This is a genomic window from Thermogemmatispora tikiterensis, assembly GCF_003268475.1.
Taxonomy (GTDB): Bacteria; Chloroflexota; Ktedonobacteria; order Ktedonobacterales; family Ktedonobacteraceae; genus Thermogemmatispora; species Thermogemmatispora tikiterensis.
The window spans coordinates 4,111,760-4,132,298 of sequence record NZ_MCIF01000002.1 but is presented as its reverse complement, the minus strand read 5'-3'; the positions used below and the strand labels follow the sequence as shown (position 1 = coordinate 4,132,298).

The following is a 20,539-nucleotide window of genomic DNA, read 5'->3' as shown; positions in this document are numbered from 1 at the left end:
CTCGTGAGTCTACCGAGAGAAATTCCAGAATCCAACATTTAACTGGTCAGAGGGATAACAGTACTACCTCTCTCTGAGAAGGACGCTGCCACCGTGCTCGCTTCAGGCGCTGCGCCAGAGAGCCTGCTCCTTTGGTGCAGCGCCTGAAGCGAGAGAGACCTTCCATTAGAGTTAGAGAGCACCGTAGGAAAAGGAGCATCCATTATTATTGGACGTGAGCCGCCACCCAGCCGGGGAAGAGCCCAAAACAAAAGTCTTACACTGGCAGCAGGACAGCAGAAGTGGAGGGAGGAGCACAGCCCAGGCAGTCTGCAATCACTTGCTCGTACCCTAGTGAGCAGCAGCCCTGCCGTGGTCTTGACTGCCCACCTGCAGCGGATCAGGCCAGGGATCTGCAGTCAGCCGGCAGCCGGAATTCGCCTAGCCTCTAGCACAACTCAGCTCGGGGCCTATGAGCCACGCTCTAAGAGGTCGCGCAGGACCACCGCATTGTTATGCTCGCTATCTCGTGCCGAGTAGACAAGGGTCAGCGGCCCGCGCCGGGCCAGCTCCAGAAGATGGGCCAGCGCGGCACGTGCCGTCTCCTGGTCGCGCAGTTCCTGTTCATAGCGCCGACGAAACTCGGGAAATTTCTGGGGATCATGGGCAAACCAGCGGCGCAGCTCATCACTGGGAGCCACATCTTTGAGCCAGAGATCGATCCGCGCCCGCTCCCGAGAGAGACCACGCGGCCAGAGCCGCTCGACCAGTACCCGCGTTCCATCACTCTCCATCGCCTCCTCGTAGACGCGCTTGAGGCGAATCAGTGGCGCCTCTCCAGACATGGCAGGGCACTCCTTTCCTCTCATCAGCTCAGGACTGCGTCAGGGTGAGGTCTGGCCATCGCCGGCCAGAAGGAGATTGTAGAGCTGCTGCTGGCGCGCAAGGGCCTGGCGATAGCGCTCGCCGCGTGCGCGATCAGGCACTACAGGGGCCGCTAGAGGCGGAGGGAGCTGAGCCACGTCGGGGACGAGTCCCAGCGATTCTAGCGCCAGCAGTGCGACCCCACGCACGGCAGCCTCACGAACGCGCAAGGGATAGAGAGGCTCACCCAGTACATCAGCAATGATCTGCTGTAGCGTTGGCGAGCGCAAGAGCGCGCCCCCACTGCCAATGATTTGCGCTCCTCCCTCGCGCAGTTGCGGCTGAGTATTGAGGCGCTGGTAGACAACGGCCAGGCGGTAGGCCAGGGCCTCCATCGCCGCCCGCAGAAGATCCACCGGGCGCAGCTTCAGATGCAGACCCGAGATGGTCATGCGGGCCTCGGCATGCCAGCCAGGACTGCGCTCGCCCGCCAGAAACGGCAAGATGGTCAGACCGTGACTATCAGGCGGCACAGCTGAGACCAGCGGCTCCACTTCGTCTAGAGGAGGGAGACGCAGCACCTCCGCCAGCCAGGATAACAGGTTGCCACCCTCACTCAATGCCCCCCCTAGCAAGGCCCGGCGCGCATCCAGCAAATAGAGCCAGAGACCAAGCGGCGGCTCAACGCTGTCCGCCGGCACGGTCACCCGCAGCGCGCTGGAGGTACCAATGGTCAGAGCATAGCGCGCACTCACCACACAGCCCGAACCAACGTTTGCCGCCGCCCCATCACCAACAGCGGGAAACCAGAGCACATCTTTCAGCAGCGGCCAGCGCTGAGCATAGAGAGGACGCAGTCCCTGCAAGGCGTTGCGCAGATCACCGAGCGCCGGAAACTGCTCGCGACGAACCGCAAGGGCCTGCAGCAGGTCCTCATCCCAACTGAGGCTCCGCAGATTCAGCAGACCCGTCCCCGAGGCCATCGAGAGGCTGCAGACCGAGTGCCCTAACAAGCGCCGATGGAGAAACTCGCCAAAGGAAAGCCACTGGGCACTTTCCTGCAGGAGCGCAGGACGCGTTCGCGCCAGCCAGCGTAGCCGGGCCGGCCAGTAGCTGTTTTGCAGCGGAGCCCCCGTGCGACGGTGAATAGCCCGCTCGTCAAGCAGAGCGCGCAGCTCAGCCGCCGCCGCATGCGCGCGCGTGTCTTCCCAGGTGATGAGCGGCAGCAAAGGCTGCCCCTGGCCATCAACAGCGATCAGGCTGTGCCAGAAGGTGTCGGTCGCCACCGCGGCAATGGTCTGGGCAATCACTCCAGCGGCCTCCAGTACCCCATCGATCGTCCTGGCAACCAGCTCAACAAGCCTATCGCCATCGATCGTGGCCTCCCCTTCGGCTGAAGTGCTGAGCTGATAACGATACTGCGTCAGTGTTCCCGGTACCGCTTCGCCCCGCGCATCAACAAGCATGGCTCGCACCGAAGAGGTCCCCACATCGATGGCCAGCACTGTCGGCTCGGCCAGCGTATCTCTCGATCTGGCACCTTTCACGCTTCCTACGCTCCTTTTCTCGCTCTTCTTTCTTTGCTCAATACGTCATTTATAATGACAGGCATTTCCTGCCTCTGCTCCGTGCAGCAGATAGGAGGCTGGAAGGACAAAAGGCTGCTCCTCCCTTGCGGCCCCCTGTGGTGGCACCTCCACAGGAGCCGCCCCCTATGCTGACACGTTGCAACGGCTGAAAGATTAGTCAGGATTCCTGTTCTTCCCGTGGATCAGTTCGATCATATCATACGTTTCAAGATGCAGTACTCTGTTCTCAGCGGGTGGCGACAGACAGCCAGCGGGAGAGCTGAGTGAGAAGGGACAGTGTTCAGCCAGGTTGCTGCTAAGGAGAGACCGGATTGATATTTTATAATAAACTACAGCCCCTGGATGGATTCCACCTCTGGCCAGAGAAACATCACGCAGAAGGATCATTTGCATGAGCATGACCATGAAGCAGCCGGCAGAAATCCGACGCCGCCTAGAGGACTACGACCTGATCACCGGGCGTGCACGCTTTGTGGATGACATCAGGCTGAACGGACGCCCGCCCATACTGCATGCAGTTTTCGTACGCAGTCCTTATGCCCATGCCATCATCGAGGGTATCCGCCTCGACGAGGCACGTAGCCTGCCGGGCGTGGTAGCGGCTTTCAGCGCCGCCGATCTGACAGAGCTGCCGCCGATCTTTGCCGTACCTGTGCCTGGCGTCAAGCGTCCGGAGAAGCAGCCGCTGGCCAAGGACAGGGTACGCTACGTTGGAGAGCCAGTGGCGGTCATCGTCGCCGAGAGCCTGGCCGTTGCCACCGATGCCCTTGACCTAGTCGAGGTCGATTACGAGCCGCTGCCGGCGGTCAGCGACCCCGAGGCCGCTCTGGCCCCCGATGCCCCATTACTGTACCCAGAGTTTGGCAGCAATGTGGCCTTCGAGATGCCGCTGAAGGCCGGCAACGTCGAGGAGGCCTTTGCCCGTGCCAGCCATGTCACACGTCTGCGCCTGGAGAACCAGCGTTTGGCCCCTTCCTCGCTAGAGAACCGTGCCTGTCTCTTTGACTACAATCCAGAGACGGGCCAGCTGAGCGCCTGGCTCTCCTCGCAGGCGGTTTACCAGGCTCACCAGGTCCTGGCGGAAGCGCTGGGTCTGGATCATCGCCATGTTCATGTGCACAATGCCATGAGTGGCGGCGGCTTCGGTGCCAAAACGCGCCTCGGCGGCGAAGAACTGGTTTGCGCAGCCCTCGCTCACCGCCTGGGCCGTCCGGTGAAATGGATCGAAACACGGCGCGAGAATCTGCAAGCTCAGACCCACGGGCGTGGTCAGATCAATTACGTGGAGGCAGCCTATCAAGATGATGGGCGGCTGCTGGCCCTGCGCCTGCGCAACATTGCTGACCTGGGCGCTTTCCTCCTCGGCATCACGGCCCTTGTTCCGATCCGTACCCCACGCCTCGTCTGCGGTGCCTACCAGGTGGAGGCCGTCGAGAGCACAGTGATCGGCGTCTTCACCAATAAGGTTCCGACGATGGCCTACCGCGGCGCAGGCCGCCCCGAGGCGACCTATATCATCGAGCGCGTCATCGACCGCATCGCCGCCGAGCTGGGCCTTGATCCCGTCGAGGTGCGACGGCGCAACATGATCTCGCCCGAATCCTTCCCTTACGAGACCGTCACCGGCCAGCGCTACGATAGCGGCAACTATCAGGCTGCCTTTGACCGTCTGCTGGAGCTGGCCGACTATGAGGGCTGGCGGGCCCGGCAGCGCCAGCGCCGGGCCTCTGGCGATCCGCGCCTGCTCGGTATCGGACTGGCGACCTTTACTGAAATCTCTGGCGATGAAGGAAGCCAGCCACGCGAGGCGGCCACCGTGCGCATTCGGCCCGACGGCACCGTTGTGGTCGAAAGCGGCGTCTCCTCCACCGGCCAGGGCCACGTGACAGCCTTCACGCAGATCGCCTCCGAGGTCCTGCAGATAGCGCCCGAACACGTTGAGGTACACCTCAACGATAGCCGACTGCCAGCCTTCAGCATCGGAACCTTTGCCAGCCGCGTGACCCAGATGGGCGGCTCAGTAGTGCTACTGGCTGCACAGGCTGTGCGCGAGAAGATCCTGCGCCTGGCCTCGCACGTGCTGGAAGCCGCCCCCGCCGATCTGGTGCTTCAGAACGGACGCGTGATGGTCCAGGGGGCGCCAACACGCTCTCTGACGCTGGGAGAGCTGGCGCGCCTGGCCGAGGAACAGCCCGCTCTGCTTGAGCCAGAACCTCCCGACCCTCTGACCGGTCAGTCGATCACGGGTCTGGCGGCCCGCCGTGACTTCGCCTCCGGTCCCACCTTCTCCTTCGGCGCCCATATGGCGGTCGTCGAGATCGACACCGAGACTGGCGAGGTGCACCCGCTGAGTTACGTGGCTGTCGACGATGCGGGCCGCATTCTCAACCATACACTGGCAGAGGGCCAGCTACACGGCGGCCTGGCTCAGGGCATCGGCCAGGCTCTCTATGAGCAGGTACTCTACGATGAGCATGGCCAGCTCATTAGCGGAACTCTACAGGACTATGCGCTGCCCCTGGCGACGATGCTCCCTCCCTTTACCAGCGATTTTGTGGAATCGCCTTCTCCGAATAATCCGCTCGGCGCCAAGGGCATCGGCGAATCGGGCACTATCGGCGCCCCACCGGCCATTGTGAACGCTGTCCTCGATGCCCTGGCCCCCCTCGGCATCAAGGAGATCGACATGCCGCTAACGCCAGAAAAGATCTGGCGCACGCTGCAGACGGCACGCTCGTCGACCTGAGCCGGACCCTGCCGGACCCTGACCCGATACCACAGCCCAAGGGCACACCGGGGCGCGCCCACCCCTGGCTGCTCAGCAGTCTTACTGCTGGCACGTGAGCGCGCCCCCTTTCAGGCTATTCCATTTTTATGGGGAGTGGCTGATGAGGCAGACAGCAGAGGCGTACAATGACAAGGCCTGGCTCCCCCTATCGTCCAAAGCAAGAAAGAGCTTGGCCCGGTACCCTGAGTGTCTGCCATCGGTCAGTCAGGAGGAAGAGCGCAGCGAGTCGAGATAGCGCTTGAACTGAAAACGGTTTTCCAATAAATCCAGATCGAGTCGATACGAGGCCGGACCGCTCGCCTCCACTCTGGCCACCAGGGTTGTCATCCCCGGACGAGCCAGGGCCTGCGTCACCGCCGCGCGGAACTGGGCAGGTGTCTCTGCCTCCAGCACGCGCGGCACGCCAGCCGCCCGAGCCATCTCTGCCAGATTAGTGCCGCTGGCGGTCGCTGTGGGGAAGCCTCCTACCGAGACCAGGCTGCTATTGTCAAAGACAATATGGAGCAAATTCGGGGGCCGATAGCGAGCCAGCGTCGTGAGAGTGCCAAGATTCATCAACAGCGAGCCATCGCCATCGAGAACGATCACCTGCTGCCCCGGCAGGGCAAGGGCCAGGCCCAGACCCAAGGACGAGGCCAATCCCATTGAATGCTCCATATAGAAAAAGTTGGGTCGATGGCCAAGGGCATACAGCTCAGCGGCGACCGCCCCCATAATCGTGACCACAATATGCCGCTCTAGCTCGGGATAAATCTCCCGTAGGGCGTCCACACGCAACATGTTGTTTGCTCCCCTTCCGCTCGTCATCTGACTTGAACAGCATCCACACACGAGAAGACCACTGGCTACGGCTCCTCATCTTCCCAGAGCACTTCACGGGTCAACAGGACCGCCACCGGATGCAGGGCCGAGAGAGCCAGCGCCTGAGCCTCCTTGAGACGCCGGGTCAGATCATCCTCACGGCGCAGGCAGTAGTAGGGGATCGTCAAAGCTCGCAGCACTGGCTCTGTAAGCAGCCCTCCCTGCGTCTGCCAGGGGTCCCTTTCGCCCCAGGAGCCACGATAGCTGATCAGCAGCAGCACAGGGATTTTATACAGCATAGCCAGCGAGACCAGCGGATTAATGGCCGCCAGGAAGCCGTGGTTCTGCATCACATGGATTGAAGGCAGGCCAGCAAAGTAGGCCCCTGCCGCAATGCCGATCGACTCCTCCTCTCTGGCCACCTGCACAAGGCGCATCTCCTGATCCGCTTCTACCAGACGCAGCAAGGGGACGAGCCAGGTCTCAGGCAAAGCCGAGACCAGCCTGATATCACAGGCCTTGAGGGCCTCGTAAATGCGGCGCGCCCCCTCCAAAGAGACTGGCATCTTACCGTCCTCCTCTCTCACAGCGAAGCCTGAGTGAGTCGAGAGTCTGTCAGCTATATCAGCTATAGCTATATCAGCTATATAGGATACCTTCATGCATACATGCATGCATGAAGGGCAGAGAGAGGCAGCAGCTTTTAACTCTCGCTTTCTCTCTGGCTAGTATAGAACATCGGCGCATGACCCGCCAGGCGGCACCGCACTTCAACAGAGCCAGGCGCCAACTGGAAAAGCAGCGCTCCCTGTGGCATACTGCAAGAGGAGCAACCGCGAGCGCCGCCTCAGAGGAGGAACTGGCTGACAGGGCCTTCTCTCCTCAAGCTCATACAGCCAGCATGCACGACGCGCAGCGCAGGCGGCTCCCCACACTTTCGCTCGGTTCGGTTCCCCCACTCTGACGAGCCAGCGGGGCCTACTCAGCGAGCCGAACCAGCCCTAGCCAGTCAGTCCAGCGTGCCTGCCTCACCGAGGCATGTCACGGCGACTACTCATTGGACAGGAGAGGATCAGCCAACGATGACTGAGTTACTGCAGCACCTTCCACTGGCCGGCAAGCGAGCCGTTGTCACAGGAGCCAGCAAAGGCATCGGGCGCGCCATCGCCCTGGCCCTGGCCGAGGCCGGGGCCGATGTGGGCCTCTGCGCACGCAGCAGCAGCGAACTTGAGCAGCTCGCAACCCAGATTGAGGCCCAGGGTCGGCGCTGCGTCTTTACGACCTGCGACGTGACCGACCCGGCCCAGGTCGAGCGTATGGCCAACGAGCTGCGCACAGGTCTGGGCGGCGTCCATATCCTGGTTAACAACGCCGGCATTGCTGGCAGTCACAAGTTCCTCAACCACCCCGACGAACTCTGGCATCGCTTGCTCGCGGTGAATCTGACTGGGGTCTACTATGTCTGCAAAGCCTTTGTGCCAACGCTCGTCGAGCAGCGCTACGGGCGCATTATTAACATCGCCTCCATCGCCTCGCGCGTTGGCGGGCGCTACATTGCCGCTTACACGGCCTCCAAGCACGGCGTCCTTGGCCTGACTCGCGCCCTCGCCGTCGAGCTGCTGCCCTACAACATCACGGTCAACGCCATCTGCCCCAGCTATGTCAACACGCCCATGACCGATGCCAGTGTCAGCAACATCATGGCCCGTACGGGCATGAGCGAAGAGCAGGCCCGCCAGAGCCTGGCGCGCAGCAGTCCTCAGAACCGTCTCATCGAGCCAGAGGAAGTGGCCGCCATTGCCGTCTTTCTGGCCCTGGATAGCAGCAAGGGCATCAACGGACAGGCCATCAACATTGATGGCGGCGGCGTCATGTCCTGATACTGATAGATACCAGCGCCACGGGCAGGTACCAGCGGCCTCAGTCCCTGGTGATACCTGCCCTTCCAGGCCCTGATCATCCCCACTCCACCTCTGGCGAGGTCATCTGCATCGGACGCCTGCAGCCTTTGGTATTGCCCTGCGCTGCCCCATAAGCAGCAGCGCATCTGTGGCCAAGGTTGACGCTGTTCGTCTGCATCGGCTATCCTGAAGGAAGAAGCGCTTGAAAGCGCGCAAATGCCTGATCTCTGCAGGCACGCGGCCCGGCGCCGTGCAGTGAACCACCACAGCACACTCACAGCCAGATAGCCCATCCTGCGACATCAACCAACTCCGCCAGCTAGCTGGTGAAGCAAGGAGTCATCATGAGACATCTTGCAGCAGTGCTTGCCGCCTGCAGCCGGGTTTTGATCGCAGGCATCCTCTGGATAGGTGTCCGGCTCTTCCACAAGATCGAATTTCACGGCCTGGAGCACCTACCTGCACGTGGGCCTGTCTACTTTGCAATGGCCCACAAACGCGACGTCGACCCGATGATCGAGGTCCCCACCATCCTGGCACGCTGGAGCTGGCGGGCCGTCACCCACGATGTGCTCTTTGCCATCCGCAGCGACGCCTTTGCGCCACGCTTTCTCAGCCGCATCGTTCCAGAGCCGGGCTGGCTCTCGCGCCTGCTGGGGCTGTTGTCGCTGGGGGGCCTCCTGCGTTTCATCGGTCTGCGTCCGATTGAAAACATTCACCTGCGCCCAATCGAACTTTGGCTGCGCAATGCCCTTCAGAGCGAGGGAGATCGCCCGGCGGGCGAGATGCTCAGCCCTGCCTTCTTGCAGCAGTGGGCGCACAGCGTTGGCGAGCAGGCACAGCGCCTGGCCTCCGCACCCTTATCGCGCCTCCTCTCCTGGCATTATCGAACCATTCTGCGCCACCTGAGCGGAGCCGAAATCTTCCAGCCAGAGGTCTATCTACGCGTCAAGAACCGGGTGCTGGAAGAACTGAGGCAGCAGCTTACCGTTCTTTCAGCCTGGCTCGCCCGTGGCGGTTCGCTCTGGGGAGCGCCGGAGGGTCAGCTCTCGCCTGATGGCCGTGTTGGTCCAATTACCGCAGCCCCCCATCGCCTCCTGCGCGGGGGGCCGCCCGAAACTCGCGTGGTGCCTATTGCTATCATGTATGATTTTATGACCGTACGACGTCGCAAGCGCGTCTTTGTTAGCCTGGCCCCGAGCATCGAGCGCGCCCCACAGCTCCCACAGCGCGAGCTGCACGAGCGTATCCGCCGCGCCTGGCTGCTGAGCGCGCACTTCACCTGCACCCAGCTCGCCAGCGGCTTCCTCGTCCAGCGCAGCAAGGAGGGGCGTGCTTCTTTCACCCTGGAGGAGCTGGTCTCGGCCATCAACCGCCAGGCGCTGCAGCTGAAGCGGGCCGGCAGGCAGGTCGATCGGCGTCTGCTCAAGGCCCACAGCGTGCGCCGGCTTGCCCGCCACTATCTCAAATATGCCGCCCACAAGCAGCTTGTGCGCCGGACGGGGCGACGCACCTGGAAGGCGACCATCGGTAGCCTCAGTATCCAGGTGGGACGCGGCGAGGCAGGCTATCGTCAGGCCCCCCTGGCCTATGCCTGGAATGAGCTCCAGGACCTGCTCAGTGTCGGCCTGGCCAGCGCCGCCTCGGTCTCCGCTGCCAGTACCAGTACCAGTACCAGTACCAGCACCAGCACCGCCCGCCAAAGCGGGCAGGCAAGCTGAGACCGGCGAAGGTGCCGGTCTCAGCACTGGTGAAGGTCGTGGCCGCAGCCGCCTCCAGTCCGCTCGGCTACGCCTGCGGAAGGCGCTGCTCGCGCAGGAGCAGACGCGCCAGCGAGCGCTTGTGCACTTCATCGGGGCCATCGACGATGTGCAGGGTACGTCCGTGGGCCCACATCGAGGCCAGCGGGAAGTCATCGCAGAGGCCCGCTGCACCAAAAACCTGGATTGCCCGATTTACAACGTTGGTCATGACAGTGGGCGCGACAATCTTGATCATGGCGATCTCTTTCTGCGCCGCTTTCTTGCCCAGGGTATCCATCATCCAGGCAGCCTTGAGCGTCAGCAGGCGCGCCTGTTCAATCTCCAGGTGCGACTGGGCAATCCATTCCTGAATGACGCCCTGCTCCGCCAGCGGCTTGCCAAAGGCGACCCGCGCCTGGGCCCGGCGGCACATCAGTTCCAGGGCATACTGGGCCGCTCCAATGGCTCGCATGCAGTGGTGGATGCGGCCCGGCCCCAGGCGCGCCTGGGCAATGGCGAAGCCGCTGCCCTCTTCGCCAAGCAGGTTGCTCGCTGGCACGCGTACATTCTCAAAGCGGACCTCGCAGTGGCTCTCGTTATCGAGATAGCCCATCACCGGCAGGCTGCGTACAATGGTGACGCCTGGCGTGTCGCGCGGCACGAGAATCATGCTCTGCTGGCGGTGACGGTCGGGGTGATGAGGGTCGGTCTTGCCCATGACGATGAAGATCTTGCAGCGCGGGCGCGCCGCCCCCGAGATCCACCATTTGCGCCCGTTAAGGACGTATTCGTCTCCCTGACGCTCAATGGTCAATTGAATATTGGTGGCGTCCGAGCTGGCCACATCCGGCTCGGTCATGGCGAAAGCCGAGCGAATCTCACCCTCTAGCAACGGTTTGAGCCATTGCTCCTTCTGCTCCGGTGTGCCGAATTCGGCCAGGATCTCCATGTTACCGGTATCGGGCGCAGCGCAGTTGAAGACCTCCGAGGCCCAACTGACGCGTCCCATGATCTCGGCCAGTGGAGCATATTCCAGGTTACTCAGGCCCGGCCCGTAGCGCGGATCGGTCATGAAGAGGTTCCAGAGGCCCTCAGCTTTGGCTTTTTGCTTGAGTTCATCAACGATCTCGGCGTGGTGATGAGGATTGCCAGAGGCCGCAATCTGTTGCCGGTAGGTCTCCTGGTTGGGATAAATATAGCGCTCCATGAAGTCAAGGAGACGCTGTCGCAGCTCGTTGACTCTCTCCGAATAGGTGAAATCCATTGCTTCTTGCTCTCCTTATTGGGGGACGGAACATACCTCGCAATGCCATGCGCAAGCCTATGCCTCAATTCCGTTTGGCCCACTCACTGGAGCGCCTGGGAACGAGGCGCCAGGACATGCTCGCGGAAGAAGCTCAGTACGCGCTGCCAGGAGTCTTGCGCAGCGGCGGGGTGATAGTTGGAACCACGATCGTTGAAGAAGGAGTGTTTGGCTCCTGGATAGATCTTGATATCGTGCGGGATCTGGTAGCGATCGAGGACCTCGTCGAGCTTGCGACCAGCCGCCGCCGTGAAGTCTTGCTCGGGATAGGAGCCAACCACTGGACAGGCGCGCCTGACGGCTTCCAGGGGGCGCGGATTCATGCCGTAGAAGGGGGCGATCGCCCGCAGGCGGCTGTCGGTACAGGCCCAGGCGATGACCAGACTCCCCCCCATACAGAAGCCAATGGCTCCCAGCCGCTGACCATCGACCGCCGGCTGCTGCGCCAGGAAATCGAGGGCATGCCGCAGGTCGCGCACACCGCGATGATTGAGCGAATTGAGGATGAGGCCGCTCATCATACGGAACATGCAGACGGTGCGGTTTCCTGCCGAGAAGAGGTCGACAGCCAGAGCTGCGTAGCCCTCGGCAGCCAGGCGCAGAGCGATGTCTTTGATGTTATCGTTGAGACCATAGATCTCGTGGATGACCACTACGCCGGGATACGCTCTCTCTTCCTGGTCGCTACCTCCTGGCAGCGCCAGAAAGGCGGCGAGATCTCGCCCTTCCGAAGGGAATGTGACCATCTGCGTCACAGGTTGAGCCATCTGGGGTCTCCTTTGTATGGCCGCATAGTTCTTTGCCTGCTCCAATTATAGCCTCTTCCTGCCGACCGGCTTCAAGTTAAGCTCGCTCGGTTGTCGCCAGCTCAGGCATGAGCAGCCGCAGGGGAGCAGGCATGAAGGGAAGGCAGCAACCAATGCCGGGCTGGCGGAGAGAAACCAGGGGAACAGCGTTATGATCCGATCTGCATGGTTGCGCGAGGAGGTAGCAGCCAGGCTGATCAGCGCAAGCTGCCTGGCCACGGCCCGCAATCGGCTGCTGATCAGAGCGCCGATGATCACTCACCAGGCACAAGGCCCGGAGAGCGATCGGAAGGGTATCGTCCAACCGGAGCCGGCCTTCTGCCAGCATGCCGCTGGCGAGCGGTCTGTCCAGGCTACAGGGATCAGCCGGAGGAGTCAGCGTCAAGAAGAGGGGGCCGGGAAGCAGGTGTAGATTGGGCTGTGCAGGAGCCAGGCCAGGCTGCCCTGGGCCCATCCTGCTCTGGCTCCTTCTGCGGTCGCCCGCCGATCTCTCAGCAACGGCTGCCCAAATGAGTCAGCTGGCCTGGGGAGCCTGCAGGCTTTTCACCGCTGGAGATGGCCGGAAGTGAGCGGGGATCACCGCCCCGACAGCGTCCGTCCTCTTTCCTGTCCCCTGATGGCGAGCCGTGTGAAGCAGGTGATCCCCTCTGTTGATCAGCAGCGCGAGACCTGGCAATAATCATGGAATCGGTGAAATAGAGGAATGGACAGCGAGAGCATCGAGGCGGGGACTTCTGAGCAAGGGTCAGCTCTGGGAGTTCTATCTGGCCCGCCAGACCTCCAGAGCGATCGCCGTCGCACGCTCCTCGCCAACCAGTTGGGCCAGGCGCTTGTGGCAGCGCTCCATGTTGCGAATACGGGCTGTAATAAAGCGATGCTGGGCTGCCCCTGCAGCCAGGCCCGTCAGGCCGCGACGAGCGGCCTCATACTCGTCCTCCAGGCGCTTTCTGAGCCGTGCGATCTCGCTCTCATACATCATTTTGCCTCCTGTTACACAAGATGCCCACAGAAAGCATAACTTTCCTATCATCGCCAACTATGCTACAATCCTCATCGGAGCATGCGATGGCTTCTATACAGAAGCATAGAATCCCTTTACATCTTTGCATACAAACAGACTAGTTAGTACGGAGAAGGCCCCTGGGGAACAACAAACCTGCTATCTGGTCAAGCGAGCAGAAGAGAAGAAAGGAGACCGGCATGAGCGCGGGTGGCTACCATTACGGCAAAACCATCAGGCACTATCGCGAGCGACGCGGCCTGACGCAGCAAGAACTGGCGGAACGCTGGCCACGGGCTCGCGGAGGAGTGGGCGTCGACTGGCGCTATGTGCAGGCCATTGAATATGGCAAGAAACGCATTGCCGACCCGAACACCCTTCGTCGTCTCTGCGAGCTGCTGGAGATCCCTCCGTGGGAATTCGGGCTATCCTCCTATGATCCCTTCAATCCCCAGGACTCCCTCCCCAGCAAAAACCATCTTTTTGAAGAGAGCCTCTCTGTAGCCGAGGCCCTGCTCAGTCAGACGCTGGCCATGAGGCGCCTGGCTCCCCTCACGGAAGTAGAGCAGCAAGTGCAGCGTCTCGGGCGCTTTCTAGAGGCCAGTCGTAGCGAGCTGCCCCCACCCCTGCGTCTAGAGCGTCGCCTGCAGAAGCTGGTCATTGAGTACTACAGCCTCGTTGGCCTCATGCACTACGAGCATCGTCGCTATGAGCGCGCCCGCAGCAGCTTTGCAGAGATGCTTACTGCGGCGCGGCAGGCTGAGGACCCGGTGCTGACGGCTCACGCCCTGCAAAAGCTAGGTGTAGAGCTTAAGCGTATCGGGCGCCGCAGCGAGGCCATCAATGCACTGGAGGAGGCGCGCGACCTCGCCCTCAAGATCAGCAGGCCGCTAGCGGCTTTCACCAGCGCCTACCTCAGTCAGATGTACGCCATCGCTGGGGACGCGCTGCGCTTTGAGCGTACCATCGAGCACGCCATTGCCCTGGCCGAGCCGCTCAAAGGTGCCTACGGTGACGGGACCGACTTCGTCTTTCACAAGCTCAGCGGCATCTTCCTCCTGCGCTGCCGCGGCTACCTCTACACCAACCAGCCGCAGAAAGTGCTGGAGAGATACGAAGAACTACGCCGGCAAATCTCCCTTGACAGGAACCTCTGGCTTGATTATCGTCTCCATCTTTACCGGGCCCAGGCCCTTCTGCGGCTGCGCGAAATTGAAGCCAGCCTCGAAGAAGCCCGAGCCTTTCTGCAGGCTGTCACCGGCTGGCAATCGCCTCACCGCCTCGCCAAAGGCTATGAGCTGCTGAGTGAGATCGAGCGCGCTGGCTATGGCGACCTGGTCATCGTGCGAGCCTTCCGTCAGGAGCTGCTGGAGCAGCTAGAGCAAGCTCGCAGTCAGGCATCCCAGTAGGCCAGTATAGATCAGCTCGCCTCGCCTCGCCTCGCCTCGCCTCGCCTGTCAGCTCGTTGGCAAGCCAGCCTGGACAGGACGGAGCCACAGGCGAGGCCCTGCCAGGAGCGAATTCTTCCCGCCGTCAGGGCCAGGATGGCACCAGGCTGAGCGAGATGCCGTCTCTTTCTTGTCGCGTCTCATCAGCCCTCTCAGCTTCCGCTTAGTCAGACCGTGGCAGCTGACAGCGAATCCAGCGCGGTTGAATCTGCTCCAGCGGCTTCGTCTCGGCGAACAGCGAGAGCTGACGGTCCTCACGAAAGAGTGCTTCGAAATCCTCGGGCGCAAACGCCTTACGCAGGCGCGCGGCGTAGGAGCTGGTCAGCAAGCGGATATAGTACTCGACATCGTAGTCGCGGCGCTCAGCCAGCTCCTTACTGCTCTGGCGCACGCGCTCCATTGTCGTCAGCGGCGTCTCCCCCTCAGCCGAGGTCGGCGCCAGCGCCAACCATTCCTGACCAGCGGGCACCTCCTCCGTGTTCTCATCGGGCAGCCAGACATACTGCTTCTCAGCGGTCCGGTAGAAGCGCACGCGCTCGCCCGGGAACCACTGGCGCCGGCCCGCCTTGATCAGCGCTTCATAGGCCGGCTCCTGATGGGACTGGCGCGAAGCAAAATACGTCTCAGGCGTCTTCGTCAAGCGCACCTGGGTCGCCACATCTGCCGCCGGCAGCGCCCGCGCGCGCAGCGCCTCGACCGTCTCCAGATAGGCGGTCCGCACCTCATGGACCCTCCCCAGCATCGTTGCCAGCAGAGCACGCCGCAAGAAGCGCTCACCGAACGGCTCCGCGCGGCTAGAGCGGAGGGCCACCCCGTGGACGATCAAGCGGCCATCGTAGGTCAGCAGGGCATAATTCTTCACCTCGTGGCTGAACATCGCCCGATAGCGCCCCTCGTACTCCAGGCGAATGCCCGACGGTAAGCCTGCCCCGATCTCGGTCACCAGGGCCCGCTCTTGCTCTTCGCTCCACTCGGGCGGAACCGCGAAATAGACGCCATCGGTATCGGCCTCAATCAAAGCCAGCCCGCGCCTTCGCAACGCTTCCACCACCTGATCCAGAATCGCCCGCCCACGGCGCGTCACCTCAGCCGCGGCCTGAGCATCGGCGAAGAGCGCCATCTTGCCCGCCCCCATATAGCCGTAGGCCGCATTGATCAGGATCTTCATCGCCGCCTGAGTCGCGGCATGATGATTGGCCTCGATCGAGCCTGGCGGAGCCTGACGGGCCGCCTCCTTATGTTGCAGGCGTAGATCTGTCAGACGTCCCAGGATACTCAAGAGCACCCCCAGGCGATCGCAGCGCGGACCGATAGCAAAGGTGCGCATCAGCGAAGGATAGAGCGAAGCCACATCCGCCTTGACCACATGCTCAGCCACGCCCGTGGCAAAGAGATGCACCGCTCCCCCCTCGTACAGGCCATCACTCCCGGCCTCCTGCTCTGAAGGGCGCGGCAGCGCCGCCCCGGCGCGCAGGTAGCTGCGCACCAGAATTGGCTCCAGCACGCCCATCGCCGGCCCCGCCGAGACCAGGCGCTCGTAGCGGCGTGGCGCCATACTCGCCAAGGCGAAAGGGGCCCCCAGCAGGCGACGCGACAGACCATCCACCTCCTCCACATCATCCAACGCATAGCGACGCACCCGCTCAGGATCACGCCGATAGGTCTCTACAATATCCATCCCGGCAATGTAGGTGCGCTCCGCCGAGGCAATACCGAAATAGCGCGCCACATCTTTCAAGGCATAGCTCGGCATATCGCGCACCACAAAATCATGGCGACGCACGGCATCGAGCGTATCAACCAGCTCACGGCCCGCCACACTATAGCGCAGGCGCCGACGCGCCTCCGGCCCAATCGCCAGCGTCTCCTGATAGCGACGCAGCCGGCGCGCTGCCTCCGGCGCGCCCTGGCGCCCAAGCATCAGAGGCACTCCCAGCACCCGCGCTCGCTCCTCTAAGAACGGCAGATCAAAGCCAAACAGATTATGATTCTCAATCACATCAGGATCGCGCTGGCAGATCAAGTCACACAGATCGCGAATCAGACGAGGCTCATCCTCCTCACGCGGCGCCTCTAGCGTTGTCGCCAGGCCGCGACTATCGCGCACTGCCGCCAGGAAAATGCGTCCTCGATGAGGATCAAGCGCCGTGGTCTCCAAATCCAACTGTAAGCGATGGAGATGTTCATAGGCCAGGTCACGAAAATAGACCTGGCCTGTCTGCATCAAATACTGCTCTACCGGCCCGACCGCGTAGTAATCCTCCAGCTCAGCAAGCGACGCCAGCCGTCGCCCCAGACGACGCGCCGCCCCCCGCAGCAGCATGCGCTCCAGACGGCTCTGATCAGCGCAGAACAGCAGGAAACGATACGTTCCCTCCGGCCCATCCAGCTCGCGATAGTAGATCAGCCCTGGTGACGCCTCCGACAGCGGTGGAGGTAGCACTGCGACCCGGCACAAACGCCCACCCACGGCGGTCAGGTCCGTCAGAGAGGTCGCCAGCACCCACGGCCAGAAACGCTCATGCGAACAGTGAACGCGCTCGCCTTCGCGACGCCAGACCACCGCCTCACCCTGGCGATTCGCCCAGACCGAAACGATACCTGGCGTTGGATTCCAGCCAAAGAGGTACGCATCTTCTTGCTCTTGCGAACAGAGCAAGGCCGCCGGACTATTGCCGACAGCACTCTCAACAGGAGCCATAGCCGTTGCTCCTCCCACCACTCGCTGGCGAGAGTCCAGTAGAAAGCCTTTAACTTTTGTTCTAAGCTTAACACGTCCAGGCGTCAGCGCGCAAGAGACCAGACGTTTTGTCAACTCTCTGGCAGGCAGCTCGCTTGAGAGAAGCAAGCCCGAGAGACGCCAGGCGAGATACTGACGGGAGAAGAGAGGAGAAGGGCAGGGTAGCCGGAGCAGAAGGCTCACAGCAGGTGTGAGTAAACTTCTACTCCGGCAGTGGAGAGGGAGGCAGACCGCCGAGAAACCAGTGAAAGGAGTAAGAAATCTGCTTACCTTCCAGCCCAAAGCCACCAGACCAGCGCAGGTCATCTACAGAGCTGAGCTGCTGGCTTGACCTCCACCCCCAAAGGCGGTCTGCCCACTATGGCTGGTGAAATCTGCTTTAAGTCACAGCGCAGCCTGAGGCTACTGTGGCTGGACCGTGCCCCGGCGCGTACACTGGATGACCACCTGATGGTTGGCCTGATCCAGCGCCAACGTACACGGAGCGCCATTGATCGTCACCGTGCCAGAGCAGCCCTGAATGACGCGACCATTGACCGAGCAATTCACGGTTGTTCCCTGGCCATTGCCGTTGCCGTTATCCCCACCATTGCCGCCCCCATTGGGGACATTAATGGTGGCATCCACCGCCACGCCATTGGCATCGGTCGTCACCGTAATCGGATCGGGCAGGTTAATCAGCGCCTGACAGTTCAGCTCCTGATAGGTAGTCACAAAGCGCTGGGCCAGGAAGGTGAAGAGCGAATTGGCCGCTCCCGCATCGGGCGAAGGACTGGCCTGGGTAAATTGCTGATCCAGTTTCAGGCGCGCCGGCGCCACATTGACCAGATTCTGACAGTAGGTAGTCGTGCTGGCCTGATTGAGTGAACCCACAGGAGCCTGGTCCACCCCAACGCGATAGGCATTCAGCTTGCGCAGATCGGGCTGGCCGTTGTTAAGCACCATCGGATCACCGGCGGGCACCAGAGCCACAGGTTGTTTCTGATAGAGGGCCGCCTGCAGCTCGTTGAGCGGCAAAGCAGCAACCGTATGGCCAGGATCAGCCAGATCGGGCGCCATCCAGGGGGTGCAACCGAGAGCGCTGTCAAGGCCAATCGATAGCAGCCGCTCATCGCTGCCGTTGGTTTGCACCTGCGCTCCCTGCAGGGCCGCCGCATTGGCGGCAGTCATCTGAGCAATGCGCCCATCAGCGGTCACCAAATACTCAGTCACCACATTGTCGCTCTGATCCTGATCGACCAGGCTGAAATCGCGCGTCGTCGGACAGGGCTGGCCGTCTTTGGCTGTACCAATCGGAGGAACCTTCAGCCGTCCACTGCGGATCGCATAATTGGCAGCGGCGAAGAAGGCCGGGGCGTTACAGTAAGCAAACTGGCCAAAGATACTACCGTTGACTCCGTTGACACAGCGCCCCTGCCTCAGGCTGCCGTTGTTATCAACCAGGGTCAGATTGTTGCCATTGAAGCCGAACCAGAGCGCAACCACCGCCCCCTGTGGCAGCTTGGGCGGGGTCGGCTGGATCGCCGGCTGCGTGCCCTGGTCGACAACAAGCGGATTATAGATAGAGATCTGCCCAGTACGGGGGTCCAGAACGGCCCCCTGGACAAAGGCCGCCTGCGCCGGGTTGGCTTCATGACATGGCCCATTGGCGGGATTGGTGGCAACCAGTTGGTAGGGCGTCGCCAGCCCCTGGGCGCTCAGTGGATTAGGCGGCACGATGAGCGAACAATCGGTATTGTCGTCAGCCGCCCGCGAGGTCAGGTGTGGCAGCACCACAACCCCCGCCGCAATCAGCAGCAGGAGCAAGGGAATGCTGACCCCCACCAGAATCGGCCAGCGGCGACGTGCTCTCCGTGATCCCTCGTACATCGATAACGGTGCTTGCTTCCGGGACATAGTAGCTGGTTACCTTTCCTTTCCACAGGATGATGCCGCCCCTCAGCGGATATCGCCAGTGTCATACGAGACACCTGGTAGGTAAATACACAAAAGGTAAGAACAACGAGAACCTTCACTGCAGCGCACTCCGCCGCCCCCTGTTCAACCACTGGCCTCCCACCTTTCACAACCCCACCCCGAGCCGGCAGAGAGCACTACGACACAGTCTGGTTCCTGTTCAGCTAGCCCTATACAAGCATAGAGCAGGTGATACGATCTATATGCATCTATCAATCCGAAGCTAATAAAAAAGTACCGGTACAGAGTTAAGAAATCTTAACCTCTCCCCTCGTTTTTTCAGGAAAGCAGTACCAGGGAAAAATTTCCTGTAAAGGAACCGCAACTTGAACGTGTAAAGAGAGCTGCCTCCTGGCAACGCGAGCGCAGGAGCGCATGCCAGCAGAGGCCGGGCCTGATGGCGGTGATAGGGGAGGACCGGGGCATCGGATTGATCACCCAGCGGCGCGCCTACAAAACGGTTGATCAATCGAGAGCAGAGTCGGAGAGGAAACCTGTTTTTCCATCTATCCAGGGGGAACAGGTTCGTCCAGGCTAACCTTGTGTGCCTGAGCACCACCAGGCCAATCTCGAAATTCATGAAAAGTTAACGCCCTGGCTGATTGTATTTTAGGATGGGCGTGGTATAATGTGAGTGTGATCGGGGATCTAACAATCCTTCAGTAGCAGCTCAGGTGCTCCTCACCTGCCGCTCAGGACTTCCCCATAAGAGATCACCACAGGCAGACCTTCTGGCGGGAACCAGGCGAATAATAACTGCAGCCGGACCGTAACAGTCGGTTCATTCAGCCCAGTGTGTTCAGAGGAGCGAACACAGAGTACAGAAGAGGTTTTTTTACCCATGATGTCTTACGAGGATTACCAGGATCGTGTTCTTACCTGCCGTGATTGTGGTCAGGACTTTGTCTTCTCTGCCGGCGAGCAGGCCTTCTTCGCCAGCAAGGGGTTAACCAATCCCCCGGCGCGCTGCCCTGACTGCCGCGCCGCCCGCCGCAACGGCTCCCGAAGTCAGTCTTCGCCCCGTTCCTCTCGGGAGCAGTACGAGGCTGTCTGCTCCAACTGTGGACGTCAAACGACCGTACCTTTCCTCCCCCGCGAGGATCGTCCCGTCTACTGCAGCGATTGTTACCAGGAGGTTCGCTCCTCCCGTGGCGGGCGTCGCGATGAAAGCCGGAGCTATAGCTACTCGGGCAGCTATGAGGGAGGCCACGGACGCGGGCGTGAGCGCCGCGGTGGGCGCCGCTGGTAGCTAACGCTCCCGCCTTTCTCGCTGTCTGGCTGAGGTCCTGTCTCTTTGGCGACAGCCGGCATTTGCTCTAGCGCCTCTTGGCGCCGCCTGGCTCCGCCCGTCACCAGCAGTCCCTCAACCTCCACAGCAGGCAGGAACGAGCTATCCTACACAGCTGGTTGATCCGCTCACAGCAGAACTCAGGAGGCAGGACAGAGGGAGTTGACCTCTGTCCTGCCCTCGCTTTTCGCCCAGGCTGCCCAGGCTGCCGCCTGGCCTCAATCCCTGTCCTGGCACAGCCCCTGGCCGGCTCGCGTCCGCAAGGAAAGGTTGCGTCACTTACTGGCATGACGGCAGCCGCTTCTTTCCTGGGCGACCCGGACAATCTAATAGC

15 protein-coding genes are annotated in these 20,539 nt (G+C 61.6%); 6 read left to right on the top strand and 9 right to left on the bottom strand.

Annotated features, from left to right (window positions below):
* Positions 1 to 449: 449 nt before the first annotated feature.
* Both A4R35_RS16505 and A4R35_RS16500 read right to left on the bottom strand, forming a co-directional pair.
* On the bottom strand, positions 450 to 824 hold the full coding sequence (locus A4R35_RS16505) for a DUF488 domain-containing protein (RefSeq protein ID WP_189361934.1): 375 nt from the start codon (positions 822 to 824) through the stop codon (positions 450 to 452).
* Positions 825 to 863: 39 nt separating this feature from the next.
* Positions 864 to 2,390 carry a gluconokinase gene (locus A4R35_RS16500; protein ID WP_223258371.1) on the bottom strand — a complete coding sequence of 509 codons (1,527 nt, stop codon included), beginning with the start codon at positions 2,388 to 2,390 and terminating at the stop codon, positions 864 to 866.
* A 433-nt stretch (positions 2,391 to 2,823) separates the two neighbouring features.
* On the opposite strand from A4R35_RS16500, the gene A4R35_RS16495 reads away from it, so the two are divergent.
* On the top strand, positions 2,824 to 5,178 hold the full coding sequence (locus tag A4R35_RS16495; protein ID WP_223258370.1) for a xanthine dehydrogenase family protein molybdopterin-binding subunit: 2,355 nt from the start codon (positions 2,824 to 2,826) through the stop codon (positions 5,176 to 5,178).
* A 246-nt stretch (positions 5,179 to 5,424) separates the two neighbouring features.
* Here A4R35_RS16495 and A4R35_RS16490 read toward each other — a convergent pair whose 3' ends face one another.
* Both A4R35_RS16490 and A4R35_RS16485 read right to left on the bottom strand, forming a co-directional pair.
* On the bottom strand, positions 5,425 to 6,000 hold the full coding sequence (locus A4R35_RS16490) for a thiamine pyrophosphate-dependent enzyme (RefSeq protein WP_112431250.1): 576 nt from the start codon (positions 5,998 to 6,000) through the stop codon (positions 5,425 to 5,427).
* A gap of 65 nt (positions 6,001 to 6,065) precedes the next feature.
* A complete protein-coding gene (locus tag A4R35_RS16485; protein ID WP_112431248.1) occupies positions 6,066 to 6,587 on the bottom strand; it encodes a thiamine pyrophosphate-binding protein in 522 nt (173 codons plus the stop codon).
* A gap of 516 nt (positions 6,588 to 7,103) precedes the next feature.
* On the opposite strand from A4R35_RS16485, the gene A4R35_RS16480 reads away from it, so the two are divergent.
* Positions 7,104 to 7,901 (top strand): SDR family NAD(P)-dependent oxidoreductase, encoded by a 798-nt coding sequence (locus tag A4R35_RS16480; RefSeq protein WP_112431246.1) that lies wholly within the window; start codon positions 7,104 to 7,106, stop codon positions 7,899 to 7,901.
* Between the two features lie 365 nt (positions 7,902 to 8,266).
* On the top strand, positions 8,267 to 9,643 hold the full coding sequence (locus A4R35_RS16475; RefSeq protein ID WP_112431244.1) for a hypothetical protein: 1,377 nt from the start codon (positions 8,267 to 8,269) through the stop codon (positions 9,641 to 9,643).
* A gap of 67 nt (positions 9,644 to 9,710) precedes the next feature.
* Here the strand turns inward: A4R35_RS16475 and A4R35_RS16470 are convergent, their stop codons facing one another.
* The gene (locus tag A4R35_RS16470; RefSeq protein WP_112431242.1) at positions 9,711 to 10,928 is read right to left on the bottom strand and encodes an acyl-CoA dehydrogenase family protein; all 1,218 of its coding nucleotides are present in this window, start codon (positions 10,926 to 10,928) and stop codon (positions 9,711 to 9,713) included.
* Between the two features lie 83 nt (positions 10,929 to 11,011).
* Positions 11,012 to 11,734, bottom strand: coding sequence for a dienelactone hydrolase family protein (locus tag A4R35_RS16465; RefSeq protein WP_112431240.1), 723 nt, complete (start codon positions 11,732 to 11,734; stop codon positions 11,012 to 11,014).
* A 190-nt stretch (positions 11,735 to 11,924) separates the two neighbouring features.
* Between A4R35_RS16465 and A4R35_RS23940 the strand changes: the two genes are divergently transcribed.
* Complete coding sequence (locus A4R35_RS23940) at positions 11,925 to 12,185, top strand: hypothetical protein (protein WP_146747242.1); 261 nt, start codon at positions 11,925 to 11,927, stop codon at positions 12,183 to 12,185.
* Positions 12,186 to 12,533: 348 nt separating this feature from the next.
* Here A4R35_RS23940 and A4R35_RS16455 read toward each other — a convergent pair whose 3' ends face one another.
* Entirely contained in the window at positions 12,534 to 12,752 is a 219-nt protein-coding gene (locus A4R35_RS16455) for a hypothetical protein (protein WP_112431236.1), read from the bottom strand.
* Between the two features lie 221 nt (positions 12,753 to 12,973).
* On the opposite strand from A4R35_RS16455, the gene A4R35_RS16450 reads away from it, so the two are divergent.
* Entirely contained in the window at positions 12,974 to 14,182 is a 1,209-nt protein-coding gene (locus A4R35_RS16450; RefSeq protein WP_112431234.1) for a helix-turn-helix domain-containing protein, read from the top strand.
* Between the two features lie 202 nt (positions 14,183 to 14,384).
* Here the strand turns inward: A4R35_RS16450 and A4R35_RS16445 are convergent, their stop codons facing one another.
* Entirely contained in the window at positions 14,385 to 16,922 is a 2,538-nt protein-coding gene (locus A4R35_RS16445) for a DNA polymerase domain-containing protein (RefSeq protein ID WP_112431232.1), read from the bottom strand.
* 441 nt (positions 16,923 to 17,363) lie between these two features.
* Positions 17,364 to 18,857, bottom strand: a complete 1,494-nt coding sequence (locus tag A4R35_RS16440; RefSeq protein ID WP_189361932.1) for a hypothetical protein — start codon at positions 18,855 to 18,857, stop codon at positions 17,364 to 17,366.
* A 901-nt stretch (positions 18,858 to 19,758) separates the two neighbouring features.
* Between A4R35_RS16440 and A4R35_RS16435 the strand changes: the two genes are divergently transcribed.
* Positions 19,759 to 20,166 (top strand): zinc-ribbon domain containing protein, encoded by a 408-nt coding sequence (locus A4R35_RS16435; RefSeq protein ID WP_223258369.1) that lies wholly within the window; start codon positions 19,759 to 19,761, stop codon positions 20,164 to 20,166.
* Positions 20,167 to 20,539: the final 373 nt, after the last annotated feature.

Coding starts and splice junctions, on each gene's coding strand:
- A4R35_RS16505 (WP_189361934.1), bottom strand. CDS start 824: ATGTCTGGAGAGGCGCCACTGATTCGCCTCAAGCGCGTCTACGAGGAG.
- A4R35_RS16495 (WP_223258370.1), top strand. CDS start 2,824: ATGAGCATGACCATGAAGCAGCCGGCAGAAATCCGACGCCGCCTAGAG.
- A4R35_RS16490 (WP_112431250.1), bottom strand. CDS start 6,000: ATGTTGCGTGTGGACGCCCTACGGGAGATTTATCCCGAGCTAGAGCGG.
- A4R35_RS16485 (WP_112431248.1), bottom strand. CDS start 6,587: ATGCCAGTCTCTTTGGAGGGGGCGCGCCGCATTTACGAGGCCCTCAAG.
- A4R35_RS16480 (WP_112431246.1), top strand. CDS start 7,104: ATGACTGAGTTACTGCAGCACCTTCCACTGGCCGGCAAGCGAGCCGTT.
- A4R35_RS16475 (WP_112431244.1), top strand. CDS start 8,267: ATGAGACATCTTGCAGCAGTGCTTGCCGCCTGCAGCCGGGTTTTGATC.
- A4R35_RS16470 (WP_112431242.1), bottom strand. CDS start 10,928: ATGGATTTCACCTATTCGGAGAGAGTCAACGAGCTGCGACAGCGTCTC.
- A4R35_RS16465 (WP_112431240.1), bottom strand. CDS start 11,734: ATGGCTCAACCTGTGACGCAGATGGTCACATTCCCTTCGGAAGGGCGA.
- A4R35_RS23940 (WP_146747242.1), top strand. CDS start 11,925: ATGATCCGATCTGCATGGTTGCGCGAGGAGGTAGCAGCCAGGCTGATC.
- A4R35_RS16455 (WP_112431236.1), bottom strand. CDS start 12,752: ATGATGTATGAGAGCGAGATCGCACGGCTCAGAAAGCGCCTGGAGGAC.
- A4R35_RS16450 (WP_112431234.1), top strand. CDS start 12,974: ATGAGCGCGGGTGGCTACCATTACGGCAAAACCATCAGGCACTATCGC.
- A4R35_RS16445 (WP_112431232.1), bottom strand. CDS start 16,922: ATGGCTCCTGTTGAGAGTGCTGTCGGCAATAGTCCGGCGGCCTTGCTC.
- A4R35_RS16440 (WP_189361932.1), bottom strand. CDS start 18,857: ATGTCCCGGAAGCAAGCACCGTTATCGATGTACGAGGGATCACGGAGA.
- A4R35_RS16435 (WP_223258369.1), top strand. CDS start 19,759: ATGATGTCTTACGAGGATTACCAGGATCGTGTTCTTACCTGCCGTGAT.